At 61.0% G+C, this 12,759-nt stretch carries 10 protein-coding genes; 1 reads left to right on the top strand and 9 read right to left on the bottom strand.

The window, feature by feature from the left end; genetic code table 11:
• Nucleotides 1-11 precede the first annotated feature (11 nt).
• Together CER19_RS18550 and CER19_RS18545 are read right to left on the bottom strand one after the other, a co-directional pair.
• The gene (locus CER19_RS18550) at nucleotides 12-665 is read right to left on the bottom strand and encodes a dTMP kinase (RefSeq protein WP_116667486.1); all 654 of its coding nucleotides are present in this window, start codon (nucleotides 663-665) and stop codon (nucleotides 12-14) included.
• Nucleotides 666-802: 137 nt separating this feature from the next.
• Nucleotides 803-2,530 carry a hydrogenase maturation protein gene (locus CER19_RS18545; RefSeq protein WP_116667485.1) on the bottom strand — a complete coding sequence of 576 codons (1,728 nt, stop codon included), beginning with the start codon at nucleotides 2,528-2,530 and terminating at the stop codon, nucleotides 803-805.
• Between the two features lie 208 nt (nucleotides 2,531-2,738).
• Here CER19_RS18545 and CER19_RS18540 point away from each other — a divergent pair, with 208 nt between their 5' ends.
• Entirely contained in the window at nucleotides 2,739-3,644 is a 906-nt protein-coding gene (locus CER19_RS18540; protein ID WP_116667484.1) for a LysR family transcriptional regulator, read from the top strand.
• 1 nt (nucleotide 3,645) lies between these two features.
• On the opposite strand, the gene CER19_RS18535 is transcribed toward CER19_RS18540, so the two are convergent.
• The 7 genes from CER19_RS18535 to CER19_RS18500 all read right to left on the bottom strand — a co-directional run bounded on the left by CER19_RS18535 (nucleotide 3,646) and on the right by CER19_RS18500 (nucleotide 12,617).
• The gene (locus tag CER19_RS18535; protein ID WP_116667483.1) at nucleotides 3,646-4,578 is read right to left on the bottom strand and encodes a cupin; all 933 of its coding nucleotides are present in this window, start codon (nucleotides 4,576-4,578) and stop codon (nucleotides 3,646-3,648) included.
• 131 nt (nucleotides 4,579-4,709) lie between these two features.
• Entirely contained in the window at nucleotides 4,710-6,200 is a 1,491-nt protein-coding gene (locus tag CER19_RS18530) for an aldehyde dehydrogenase (protein ID WP_116667482.1), read from the bottom strand.
• 221 nt (nucleotides 6,201-6,421) lie between these two features.
• On the bottom strand, nucleotides 6,422-7,801 hold the full coding sequence (locus CER19_RS18520) for an APC family permease (RefSeq protein ID WP_116667481.1): 1,380 nt from the start codon (nucleotides 7,799-7,801) through the stop codon (nucleotides 6,422-6,424).
• 145 nt (nucleotides 7,802-7,946) lie between these two features.
• On the bottom strand, nucleotides 7,947-9,329 hold the full coding sequence (locus tag CER19_RS18515) for an aspartate aminotransferase family protein (RefSeq protein WP_116667480.1): 1,383 nt from the start codon (nucleotides 9,327-9,329) through the stop codon (nucleotides 7,947-7,949).
• 36 nt (nucleotides 9,330-9,365) lie between these two features.
• A complete protein-coding gene (locus CER19_RS18510; RefSeq protein WP_116667479.1) occupies nucleotides 9,366-10,205 on the bottom strand; it encodes a helix-turn-helix transcriptional regulator in 840 nt (279 codons plus the stop codon).
• Between the two features lie 101 nt (nucleotides 10,206-10,306).
• Nucleotides 10,307-11,638 carry an LLM class flavin-dependent oxidoreductase gene (locus CER19_RS18505; RefSeq protein ID WP_116667478.1) on the bottom strand — a complete coding sequence of 444 codons (1,332 nt, stop codon included), beginning with the start codon at nucleotides 11,636-11,638 and terminating at the stop codon, nucleotides 10,307-10,309.
• 22 nt (nucleotides 11,639-11,660) lie between these two features.
• Entirely contained in the window at nucleotides 11,661-12,617 is a 957-nt protein-coding gene (locus CER19_RS18500) for an ABC transporter substrate-binding protein (protein WP_116667477.1), read from the bottom strand.
• Nucleotides 12,618-12,759 lie beyond the last annotated feature (142 nt).

Genomic DNA, 12,759 nt, shown 5'->3' with positions numbered 1-12,759 from the left:
ATTTTTATGCATCAGAAAAAATTTGATACAAACTCGCCATTTGCAGCCGCCTCATCACTCTGCACTCGATAGATGTGCGAAACCACCTGCCTAGTCGCCTCCTCAACCGTTCCTTCATTCCGGCACAGCACCCAACCGTTATCGACGACAGCTCGTTCAAACGCCTCGGTACAAACAATCTGCTCCTCCAGCCTATGCATCACCGTACTGCTCAACCCCCGCGGTCGTGCTGCAGCCCTGGCCCACGAAATCTGGGCAGCGGTCACCACCCCAACATGCAGGTCTGGCACTCGCACCTGTCGATCAAGGTTCATCTGAAGAATGTCGGTAAACGGAATCAGCCGTCGAAACGCAGCATCGGACGGGTACCAGCGGTCCATCAGGATGATGCTGCCAGCAGGTTGTTTACTCAGTACGTGCTGGGAGATCCAGCGACGGCTCTCAGCAAAGCGTTCACACACCTCAATCTCTAAGTCCCGGCTGGGGCTTCTGACGAGTTGGTTGACGAGGGCCATTGTTTCAGCCCTGTAGGGATCACTTTTTTTCTCGCACAGTCGCACCACTTTTTGGTTGCCTGCCCTCAGTGCTTGTGTGACGGCCTCCAACAGCGTGGTCTTGCCGGTTCCCTTGGGCCCATCCAGTGAAACAAACAAACCACGATTCATTCAATCCGTTCCCACGGTGGACTTTACGAGCGTAGATAGTATCGCAATTGACTGACAGCCATCAGGCGATCAGCCTGGCCGTTGAAAGGTCCAGGCCTTGTGTGAACACCCACCTCGCTACCGCCACAGTCAACCGATCACACGTTCGGCATCCGGCTTTCGGGCAACGCAGCCTCGTACCTCAACGCCCATGGCGCAATCAACCGCTGCGGGGTCTGACAGGTTTTGCGTTTAAGCACGAAGTTACGGCACTTTTCGGCAAACTGTTGGCGGTTATGCACCATGTCCAACTGCATCTGTGCCAACTCGTGTTCGCGGCAGCGTTCGAGCTGCTCACCCTCCAGCGTGGTTTTACGTGTGCGAGCGTGAAGATATTTTTCATCGGTCAGCGCGCACTCGGCCTGTTGCAAAAGCCATAGGCCAAATGCCTGTGGGCAACGCGGGCCGATGGCCTGAACCATGCCGTATTGCTGGGCCTGGATGGCGCTGACGGGCAGGCATTCTTCGGTGAGCTTATGCGCGATTTCACTGCCCACGGCCCGTGGCAGGCTGTAGGTCCAGTATTCGGAGCCGTAGAGTCCCATGGTCTTGTAGTGCGGGTTGAGCACCACACCTTCGCGGGCCAATACAATGTCGGCGGCCAGCGCCAGCATCACACCGCCTGCGCCTGCGCTGCCGGTCAGGCCGCTGATCACCAGTTGTCTGGCGGTGAGCAGCTCCAGGCACACATCGTCGATGGCTTGAATGTTGGCCCAGGCTTCCAGCCCTGGCACGTCGGCGGCCTGGATGACGTTGAGGTGCACCCCATTGGAAAAGCTGCCGCGCCCGCCCTTGATCAGCAACACTTGGGTATCTCGCGCCTTGGCCCAGCGCAACGCAGCCACCAAGCGCTGGCATTGTTCGGTGCTCATGGCGCCGTTGTAGAACTCGAACGTCAGTTCGCCGATGTGGCCGAACTCTTGGTAGCGAATCGGCTGATAGACCCGCTCGTTGAACGGCTGGCGGGCGATTGTACTGTCCAGCACCGGAACGCCGGCCAGTTTTTGCGCCAGAACGTGCCGGGCCGGCAGCTTGAAGGTCTCTGGGCCTTTGGGTTTGAGCGAGCCGATCCACAGGCTGTGATCTGCGGCCGCCACCAACACAGCGTCGTCCTGTACCGCGAGGATTTCTCCGGGAGTGCCCTGGCGGGCGTCCAAGTGCGCGTCGTAGAGGTAATATTGCCCGCCCGACAGGCTCGCCAACACGCCGGGCTGGCCATCGGCAGCGTCGATGCTGCGCTTGATAAAGGCTGCGCAATCGAACCAACTGAAGGTGCGGTCAGCCTGGGTCATGTTCGGCTGCAAGCGCCCGATGACACTGGGTTGGGTGTAATCGAGCGGTGTCGGCACGAAGCCCTTGGCGAATTTCGCCACTACGTCACGGATGCAGATGATCGCGGCGTCGCTCACCAGGCCGTTGTACAGCTCGGATTTGCGCACCTGGGCGGGCATGTCGAATTCACAGGTCGACCAGATTGGCCCGGCGTCCATTTCCTCCACCGCTTGCAAGGCGGTGACGCCCCAGCGGCTGGCCTGCTGGGTGATGGCCCAGTCCAGCGCACTGGCGCCGCGGTCGCCGACGATGCCCGGATGGATGATCACCACCGGGCGCTGCGGATGGCTCCACAGTTGGTGCGGCACACGGTCCTTCAAAAATGGGCAGATCACCAGGTCGGCGCCTGACGCCTCGATTTGCTGGCACACCGTGGTTTGATCGGTGAACACTACAACGCTGGGGTCGTGACCCGCCTGGCGCAAATCCAGCCAGGCCCGTTGGGTTAAACCGTTGAATGCCGATGATAACAACAGGATCTTGAGTGATCGCATGGCTGACTCTTCCTTGAGAATGTGCGACCAGAGTGCTCGTTGAGCCGTCCCTGGCCATCGATGGAAGCCCAAGGTTATAGAGCGGGCCAGCGGGGTTAGCTGATCAAGATCAATCTTGTGTCAGCCAATCGCGTTGCCTGTTCGAGTTGACAGCACCCGGCAAAACTCAACAACCTGCACCTCTCACCGCCCTGCCCTGAGGCTGCCCTTGGACTATTTCACCGCCCTCACCGCCTTCATCGAAGCCGCCGAAGGCAACAACTTCTCCCGCGCCGCCGAGCGCCTGGGGATCAAGGCCTCAACGGTTTCACGCTATGTGAAGGACCTTGAGCAGGACTTGGGCATCGCGCTGTTCAACCGCTCCACGCGCACCCTGCATCTGACCGAAGGCGGCCAGACCTTCCTGATACACGCACGCAGGGTGCTGGATGAGCTGGAACACGCCAAGGCCGCCACGTCTGCGCTGAACCAGCATCCACGGGGCGTATTGAAACTCAACCTGCCACCGGCGTTTGCGCGTCATCACATCCTGCCGGCGTTGAATGACTTTCTGGTGCGCTACCCGCAGATCAGCGTGGAACTGGTGCTGGATAACACCCAGGTCAATTTGATTCATGCCGGCGTCGACTTGGCCATCCGCATTGGCACGCTGGCCGACTCCAGCCTTAAAGCGCGCAAGCTCAGCGACGGCCGCTACCGCTTGGTGGTGAGCCCGGCGTTTGGCACGCAGCACCCCCCTCCGTCCACGCCCACGGACTTGGCCGCTGTGCCTGCGGTGCTGGGCACGGCTAGCACCGGCGATATCAGTTTTGTATCCGCCGGCCGCGCGTTCCCGATGCAGCATGACGGCGTTATTCGAATCAATGACCTGGACGCGCAACTCATCGCCGTGCGCCAAGGCTTGGGCTTTGGGCTGTTGCCGGACTGGCTCGTGGCGCGAAGTATCGAGGCCGGCGACTTGGCAGTGTGGCTGCCCGAATGGCATATCCAGGGCGTGGAGCGGGCGTTTGCGGTGTGGTTTGTGTACCCGCCCAAGCGCATTGTGTCATCCAAGGTCCGGTGTTTTATCGACTTTATCGTTGAACGACTGGGCGAAACACCGGACTGGAAGTGACTCAACTGAAGCGGATATCCAACGCACGCAAGTAGGTTTGCAGCCCCGCATCCTGAATCGGGATCAGGAACGCCTCGCTATCCGATTCATTAAAATGCGCATGCCAGTAACCGGGTGGCGTGACAAACGCCAGGCCGGGCGACCAGTCGACCCGCTGCGGGTTACGGATGTGCCCATCCGCGTCCAGCTCGGTGCCCACCAATGAATAACAGCCCTTGGGGCAATCAATAATGAAGTCCAGTGCAATCGACTGATGCCGATGGGGTTTCTGCACCGATCCCGCCGGCAGAATCCCGTACATGGCCCACAGCACGTGGGTCACCGTGCGCGTCTGCGGGAAATGGCGGTTGCCCAGCAGGATGCTGATGCGGCTGCGGTCCTGTGCCCTGGGATCATCGGCCGCTTCACGCAACTTCGCGTTGGCCAGTGCTGCTGGGTACAGGGTCGGCGCAAAGCGATCGGCGCGGGGTGTCACCCCCAGGTAACGCAGCAACGGCTCATCGTGCACATAGTAAAGGCGTGCATCCTCGCGGGCACTGAAGTGCGCCTGCTGTAATCCCGGCAGGGCGATGAAGCAGCCCTTGGACCATTGAATCTCATACTCGCCCTGGACCACGCTGCCCTCCCCGGCAATCACGTAGAACACCTGGGAGGTGGCGTTGGGTTGCAGGGTCAGCGTGTCGCCACGGTTAAGGCGCATGAAGTTCGCGCATAACCCGGGGCCTGTTGCAGGGCCTTCGCAGCCCAACGCCTCGCTGAGGTCCAGCGGTACCACGCGCGAGGGGCCATTGTCATACAGCGAGGCGGGAAAGCTGTGGTAGGGAATGCGGGAAATCAGATTGGCACTGATGGGATTCGCCGCCTTGCTGTACTCGAAGTACTCGGCGTCCACTTGGTTGATATCCGTCAGTGCGGGGTCGAATTCACGGTTCATCAGGCTCACCTCAGTCTTGGGCTGGATCGCGCAGCGCGGTTGAAGCGCTGCACGGGGTGAGTGGACTATAGGCATTGCGCGCTGGCGGATGAATGCCTGTGACGGCACAGCAGTTATGCGAAACGGGGCAGTTAACGCAACTGGAACCAGGTGGTTTTCAACTGCGTGTACTTATCAAACGAATGCAGCGACAAGTCGCGCCCGAACCCCGACTGTTTGCCGCCGCCGAAAGGCACGGTCACATCCAGCGCATCAATGGTGTTGACCGACACAGTGCCGGCATTCAGGGCACGGGCCACACGATGCGCACGGTTCAGGTCATCACTCCACACCGATGCCGCCAGGCCGTAGAGGCTGTCGTTGGCTTGCTGTATGGCCTGTTCTTCGGTATCGAAAGCACTCACCGCCAGCACGGGGCCAAACACCTCCTCACGGGAAAGGCTCATGTCAGTGGTGACGTTGGCGAATATCGTCGGCGGGATGAAGTTTGAACAACCCTCGATGCTCAACTGTTGGCCACCGGTCAACAGCGTGGCACCGTCTGCGCGAGCCTGCCCGATGGCTTGCATGATGCGTGCGGTTTGCCCGCTGTCGACGATTGCACCGGCGGCGCTGGTGGGGTTGAGTGGGTTGCCGGGCATCCAGGCACGGGACTTGTCGATCAGACGCTCGATGAACTCGTCGTGGATGCAGCGTTGTACGTAGAGGCGCGAATTGGCCGAACACACCTCGCCCTGGTTGAAGAAAATCCCAAAGGCCGCCTTCTCCGCCGCCAGGTCCAGGTCCTGACAGTCTGCAAACACCAGGTTCGGGCTCTTGCCGCCACACTCCAGCCACACCTGTTTGAGGTTGGACTGCGCGGAGTACTGCATGAAGTACTTACCCACTTGGGTGGAACCGGTGAACACCAGGCAATCGACGTCCGGGTGCAACCCCAGAGCCTTGCCAGCGCCCTCGCCCATTCCCGGCACCACGTTCAGCACACCCTCGGGGACGCCAGCCTCCAGCGCCAGTTGGGCCAGGCGCAGCGCGGAAAATGGCGATTGTTCGGCGGGCTTGAGCACCACGCTGTTGCCTGCCGCCAATGCGGGTGCCAGTTTCCAGGCGGCCATGTCCAGCGGGAAATTCCACGGCACCACGGCGGCAATCACACCCAGGGCTTCGCGGGTGATGGTTGCCAACGCGTTGTGGGCAGTCGGCGCGACCTGATCGTAGATCTTGTCCAGAGCTTCACCGTACCAGGCGAAAACATGGGCCGCGCCGGGCACGTCGACGTTATAGGCGTCCATTACCGGCTTGCCCATGTTCAGGGAGTCCAGCAGTGCGAGCTCTTCGCGGTGGGTCATCAACAGGTCAGCGAGTTTGAGCAGGATTTTCTTGCGCTCGCCCGGGGGCATGCGCCGCCAGGAGCCGTTGTTAAAGGCGCGGCGTGCAGAGCGTACTGCCAAGTCCACTTCAACCTCACCGCAGGCGGCGACACGTGCAAGGAGCTGGTTGGTCGCAGGGTTGATGGCGTCAAAGGTTGCCCCGGACAGTGCGGCGACGGCATGGCCGTCGATCAAGGCGGTGTGAATGAAGTTTTGACGGGCAGCGCGTTGCTGCCAGTAGTCGAGGTTGAACATGTCGTACTCCTATGTAATTGGGTCTAATCCACGCGGCGGCAAGCCCGACGCCGAACGCAATGCTCAAGGCAACGCAGTGCCAATGTGGGAGCGGGCTTGCTCGCGAATGCGGTGTATCAGTCAATATCAATGTTTGCTGGGCCGACGTCTTCGCGAGCAAGCCCGCTCCCACAGGGGGCCTGCGCTTGACTGATTGGCATTAGGGAACGCCGGTTTTTTTCTTATTCGGCCATGTGCAATTCGGGCATCCCCACCCGGAACCCTCGGGTGAGGCACAGCAAACACACCAGCCCCAGGCCCATCCAGCCCAGGCCGATGGTGAACGACAGGCCCGACAGGCTCGTCCACAGCCAAAGCGTGCTGAGAAACCCCAGGCCTGGCAGGGCGGCGTACAGCAGATAGTTGCGGGAACCACGCAGCTTCTGGTCGCCCAGGTAATGCTTGATCACGGCCAGGTTCACTGCCGAAAACGCGAACAGTGCACCAAAGCTGATCATGTTGGCCACGGTGTCCAGGCTGATAAACAGCGCAATCAGCGAGAACAGGCTGACCAGCATGATCGCGTTGGCCGGCACGCGCTTTTTCGTGACCAGCTTGCCCAATACCCTGGGCAATGCACCGTCGCGGCCCATCGCGAACAGCACGCGGGACACGCTGGCCTGGGAGACCATCGCAGAAGCAAAGCAGCCCGCTACATAGGTTGCGGTAAACGCACTCACCAGCAATTCACCCCCGACCCTACGCATCACATCGACCGAAGCCGAGTCCGGATCGGCGAAGCTGTCCCATTCCGGGAACACCATCTGAGCGCAATACGACACCCCCAGGAACAGCAAACCGCCAATCAGCGACACCGCCATGATCGCCTGCGGAATGGTACGGCGCGGGTCCGGCGTCTCCTCGGCCATGGTCGATACCGCATCAAAACCCAGGAACGACAAGCACAGCACTGCCGCGCCGGTCATGATCAGCGGCACACTGAAACCTTCATGGTGAAACGGCTTGAGCAGCGACACCGGCTCGGCTTGCCCGCTGAGGTTGTGGATCGACAACGCCACGAACACCACGATGAACACCAGTTGGGCCACGATCAGCACCCAATTGACCCGGGTAATCGACTCGATACCCACCAGATTCAGCGCCGTCACCAGGGCAATGGAGCCCAGCACCCACACGGCAGTGGGCACGCTGGGAAAGTATTCGGACAAGTAGATGCCGATCAGCAAATAGCTGAGCAACGGCAGGAAGATGTAGTCCAGCAGCAAGGTCCAACCGGCGATAAAACCGAAAGAGGCGCCAAACGCCTTGCGCGTATAGGTGTAAACCGAGCCCGAATACGGGTGCGCCTTGACCATGCACCCATAGCTGTAGGCCGTCAGCAACATGGCCGCCAAGGTCAACAGGTAAGCAGTGGCCAGGTGCCCTTTGGTCATCTGGGTCACTAGGCCGTAGGTGGTGAACACCGCCAGCGGCACCATATACGCCAGGCCGAACAGCACCAGGCCGACAAGGCCCAGAGGTTGTCGAAAGCGGCGCGATGAGGTTGGTTGGGTTGGGGTTTGATGGGCGGGAGTATCGGCTACGTTTGTTATTGTATTCATTGCTGACTCCTGGGAAGTGGGATGCAGGGCGCCGCGGCGTTCGATCAAATCGACGCCCTTGATGAGTCATCCATTGGGAGCGGTGGGCAGCCGCTATGGGGCGCCCACCCGGTTCAACCGAAGCGGCATGCAGGGGCTCAGCCTTTCATAGCTTTCCCGCGATCCGCGCGGTGCGGTCCACCGCAATGCGGGTCTTGTCGACCAGCTCATCGAGCTCCGCGCGACTGGCCACCAGGGCCGGCGCCATGATCATGCGGCCCAGGGTCGAGCGAATAATCACGCCTTCTTCAAAGCCAAAGGTGCGGCATTGCCAGGCCAGGTCGTTTTCATTGGCAAAGCGTTTGCGCGTGCCCTTGTCCTCGACAAACTGCAAGGCTGCCAGCAGGCCGGTGCCCTGGATCTCGCCGATCAGCGGGTGGTTGCCAAAGACTTCATGCAGGAGCGTGTGCAAATACGGCCCGGTGTCGTCCTTCACCTGACGCACGATCCCTTCGTCACGCAGGGCCTTGAGGTTGGCCAGGGCCACCGCCGCCGCAACCGGGTGCCCGGAATACGTCAGGCCATGGGCAAACACCCCGCCCCGCTCCACCAAAGCTTCGGCCATGCGTTTGCTCAATACCAAACCGCCCATGGGCAGGTAACCGGAGGTCAGGCCCTTGGCGATCGACAAAGTGTCGGGTTCGAAACCGAAATACTGATGGGCAAACCATTCACCGGTACGGCCGAAACCGCCAATCACTTCATCAGCGCACAGCAGCACATCGTATTGGCGACAGATACGCTGGATCTCTGGCCAGTAGCTTTCTGGCGGAAAAATCATGCCGCCGGCGCCCTGGAAAGGCTCGGCGATAAAACCGGCGACGTTTTGCGCGCCCAACTCCAGGATCTTTTCTTCCAGTTGCAGGGCGCAGCGCCGCCCGAACTCGGCCGGGGTCAACTCACCGCCCTGGGCGTACCAATAAGGCTCATCAATGTGCGCGACGTCCGGGATCAAGCCGCCCATTTCATGCATGAATTTCATGCCGCCCAGGGCAGACGCCGCCAGGGTGGAGCCGTGATAGCCGTTCCAGCGGCCGATCATGATCTTCTTCTGTGGCTTGCCGAGCACTTGCCAGTAGCGGCGTACGGTGCGGATCAGCACCTCGTTGGCTTCGGAACCGGAGTTGGTGTAGATCACATGGCTGTAGTGCCCTGGCAACAGGCTGAACAGCAACTCGGACAGCTCGATCACCGCCGGATGGGTGGTGTGGAAGAACATGTTGTAGTACGCCAACTGATCCATCTGCGCCGCCGCCGCAGCCGTCAGGTCCTTGCGGCCATAACCCAGCTGCGTGCACCACAGGCCCGACATCCCGTCCAGGTAACGCTTACCCTCGCTGTCCCACAGGTACAGGCCCTCACCGCGGACCATTACGCGTGGGCCTTCGGCATTCAGCGCCTTTTGATCCACAAAGGCATGGATATGGTGGGCCGCGTCCGAGGCCTGATAGTCCCGGGTCTGGCGTTGCGGTTCAAAGGGTAGGTTCATGGCATTTTCTCTTGTTGTGGGTGGTCATGCAGCCGGTCAACGGCCTTTGCTCATGTAGCGCTCAAGGGGGTCTTTACTCAGCCCGCCCTGGGCCTCGGCCAACGAGTCGATAAACAGGGAAAACAGCTCCGATTGCGTGCCGATGTCGAGCTTGCTGTAGATGTGCTTGCGGTGGGACTTGATGGTGTCTTCGGAGACCCCGAGACGCTCGGCCAGTGAACGCGTGGAGTGGCCGCGCAGGATCAACTGGGTGATCCGGCATTCGCGCTCGGTGAGCAGCGACGAGCCGAAGTTGTTGAGTGCCGAGTGAATGCGCTGTTCCAACAGGCTTTCGAAACGCGCCCCCTGAGTCTCCAGGCCGACGAAGTGCTTGCCCAGCACCGCCAGTACCCAAGGCGCTATGCGCTTGAATTGCTCGGTGGTGGTCGCGTCGAGCTTCTGCGTAAAGGCCAGCGACACCGCCAGGCTCAAGCCGTTGCTGGCCTGCAGGATGTAGTTGAGCTCATCCTCCAGGTGCGAATGCCGGTAAAACGACTGGTAGTACTCGCTGTGCTCGAAGTGATCGGGGGCTACGTCGGCGAGGTCGTAGCAACCGGAAGCCGCGCCCTCCACGCAGGCGCCGTAGAACGGGTCGAGCAAGTAAAAACCGGAGAGGTACTGGCGCACATTGCCCTGGGGCAGCCATGGCCCGTCCAGTTCGAACACTGCGCTGGGCATGCCGTCGTGGGGGTACAGGTACAAGGTCGTGGCCTGAATGGGGCGGATACACCCCAGGGCATCGAACAACGTGGCGGCAAACCCCGCGTGCCCGATGCTCTCGGTGACCCTGGCTATCTGTTCGAACCACTGGGCTGAAGACAGTCGATCATTTTCCACTTCGAAGACTCGCCGTCATAACGGTTGGGTGCGACACCAGGTCACTGGCGCCAGGGACTGAAGTGATAGTCCCACACCCGCAAAGTCATCGAAATCACCCCTTAGGGTGAGGGAGTGCGCGCAAACCTCGGAATTGCCAAGCCCAGGCTTTCACGCAAGGTCGAGCCCTCGTAGGCCGTGCGATAAACACCGCGCTCCTGCAGCAAAGGGATCACCTCCTGAGTGAAACGCTCGAACTGCCCAGGGTGCCCGATGTAGATATTGAACCCATCCACCGCCCGCGCCTCGAACCAATCCGCCAGTTTCTGCGCCACCGTGGCAGCGCTGCCCACGAACGCGCCTGGGCGCAATTGCCGGCCAAATTCGACGGCCTGGCGCAGGGTAAAGCCCTTTTCCCGGGCCTGGTCGGCAATGCGTTTGGCAGCGGTGAAAAAACTGCTGCGCGCCGCCTCCAGGCTCTCCTGCGGGAATGGCGCATCCAGGTCGTACTGGCTGAAATCATGCCAGCCAAAATTGCGCCCGAACTCCTTGAGTGCCAGCGCAAAACTGTGGTCGAGTTGATGATAGTGCTGCTCGATTTCCCGGGCATGGGCATCGGTGTCGCCCACGTAGATTTCCGCACCGGGCATGATCAGTACCTGTTCCGGATCGCGCCCCCGTTGTGCCGCCCTGCCCTTGATATCCCGATAAAACGCCTGGCCCTGCTCGATACTGGCCGCGTGGGTGAAGATCACATCGGCGGTAGCGGCGCCCAGATCGCGGCCTTGTTCCGAGTCGCCGGCCTGGAAAATCACCGGCTGGCCTTGGGGCGAGCGCTGGATATTCAGCGGGCCCACCACCGAGAAATGTTCGCCCTGGTGATTCAGGTTGTGCAGCTTGCTCGGGTCGAGAAACTGCCCGGTGGCACGGTTGCGCACAAACGCATCGTCTTCATAGGAGTTCCACAGCCCCTGCACCACCTGAACATGTTCGGCGGCACGACCGTAGCGGGTGGCGTAGTCGTAGTGTTCGTCGCGGCTGTAATTGCCGGCGGTACCGGCATCGCCACTGGTCACCACGTTCCAGCCGGCGCGGCCTTTGCTGATCAGGTCCAGGGAGGCCAGGCGCCGGGCGACGTTATAGGGTGAGTTATACGAGGTGGTCAGCGTACCGACCAAGCCGATATGCCGCGTGCTCACGGCCAGTGCCGACAGCAAGGTCAGCGGCTCCAGGCGATTGAGGTAATGGGAAGGTGAACCTTCGGTGATGAACTGGCTGTCGACGATAAACATCAGGTCGAACAGCGCCGCCTCAGCCTGGCGCGCTATCTCGATGTACCAATCGACGTTGACGCTGGCATCGGCTGGCAATTGCGGGTCAAGCCACAGGTTATGGCGGCCCGGCCCACCGCAGCCCATGGTCAGGGCGCCCAGTTTGAGCTGTCTTTTAGTCATTGCGCAGTAGTCCTTCAAGCGGTCAGGGCTGGGTCGTGGCGACGGTGGGCTGCAAGGCGGCCGCGAATGAAGGGTCGAACAACGTGGCGGCCGAGTAAGACTTGACCAGGCCCAGGCCGGCAAAAAAGTCCACGGTCTTTTGCGCCTCGATGGGCGCCTGAGGCGTCAGCGGCTCGACGGTGGTGCGTGCGCGGGCAAACCAGACACGGGCGATGTCGGCATCAGCGCGGGTGCGCTTGGCCCAGGCATCGGCATACGCGTTGGCGTTGGCCGGGCTTTGGCGGGCCCAGTCGCGGGCTTTTTTCAGGCGCTGGAGGAAGTCGCTGATGGGCTCACGCTTGGCCTCCACAGCACTGGCGTTGGCGGCAATGAAACTCTGGGCCGGGATCAAGTCTTCAGCGGTTGCCAGCACCCGCGCACCTTGGCGTTCCTGTTGCGTGACGTAGGGTTCCCAGGTGGCGATCACGTCAACCGCACCGCCTTCCAGCGCGTGGGAGGCATCCAGGGCGCTGAGGTAACGCCATTCCAGCGAATCCCGCGCAACCCCGGCCTTGTCCAGCGCGGTCAGCAACAGTTGCTGGCTCCAGGAGCCCTTCCAGATCGCGGCGCGCTTGCCTGCCAGATCGGCCAGACTGTGGATCGAGGAGTCCTTTTTTACCAGGATGGCTACGCCGTCGAGATTCTGCCGGCTGACGGCAATCACCTTGATCGGTGCGCCCAAGGCGCCCAAAAACAACACCGGGGCATCCCCAAGCAGGCCCAGGTCCAGGCTGCCGACGTTGAGCGCTTCGGCCACCGGAGACCCGGCCGTGAACTGCTTCCAGTCCAGCGTGTAAGGCAGATCATCCAGCACCCCCGCCGCTTCCATCACGGCCTGGGCGTTGTAGCTCTGGTCGCCGACCACCAAGGTTTGAGCCTGCACCGTCAGGCACAGCAAAGAGGCGGCCAACCCGGCCGCCAGGGTTTTGAGGTAACGCACGTTCGTCTCCAGATGCCTTGTGGGGCATTCAAGTCGATCCGCGCGTACGGTCTCGGTTTTAAAAGGTTATTGTCTGTGGCTATGGGGTGTGCGGGCTATTTTTGCGGGCTGAAGGCGAGATGTAAAATACTGATAACGCATA

The sequence above is a fragment of the Pseudomonas sp. GL93 genome (assembly GCF_003408955.1).
GTDB classification, from domain to species: Bacteria; Pseudomonadota; Gammaproteobacteria; order Pseudomonadales; family Pseudomonadaceae; genus Aquipseudomonas; species Aquipseudomonas paracarnis.
Note: the sequence above shows the minus strand (reverse complement) of the source record. Positions and strands in the feature narration are given on the sequence as shown.

What these genes read in the sequence shown, in the direction of transcription:
- CER19_RS18530 (WP_116667482.1), bottom strand. Translation starts at nt 6,200, where the DNA reads ATGTTCAACCTCGACTACTGGCAGCAACGCGCTGCCCGTCAAAACTTC.
- CER19_RS18505 (WP_116667478.1), bottom strand. Translation starts at nt 11,638, where the DNA reads ATGACTAAAAGACAGCTCAAACTGGGCGCCCTGACCATGGGCTGCGGT.
- CER19_RS18520 (WP_116667481.1), bottom strand. Translation starts at nt 7,801, where the DNA reads ATGAATACAATAACAAACGTAGCCGATACTCCCGCCCATCAAACCCCA.
- CER19_RS18535 (WP_116667483.1), bottom strand. Translation starts at nt 4,578, where the DNA reads ATGAACCGTGAATTCGACCCCGCACTGACGGATATCAACCAAGTGGAC.
- CER19_RS18550 (WP_116667486.1), bottom strand. Translation starts at nt 665, where the DNA reads ATGAATCGTGGTTTGTTTGTTTCACTGGATGGGCCCAAGGGAACCGGC.
- CER19_RS18545 (WP_116667485.1), bottom strand. Translation starts at nt 2,530, where the DNA reads ATGCGATCACTCAAGATCCTGTTGTTATCATCGGCATTCAACGGTTTA.
- CER19_RS18515 (WP_116667480.1), bottom strand. Translation starts at nt 9,329, where the DNA reads ATGAACCTACCCTTTGAACCGCAACGCCAGACCCGGGACTATCAGGCC.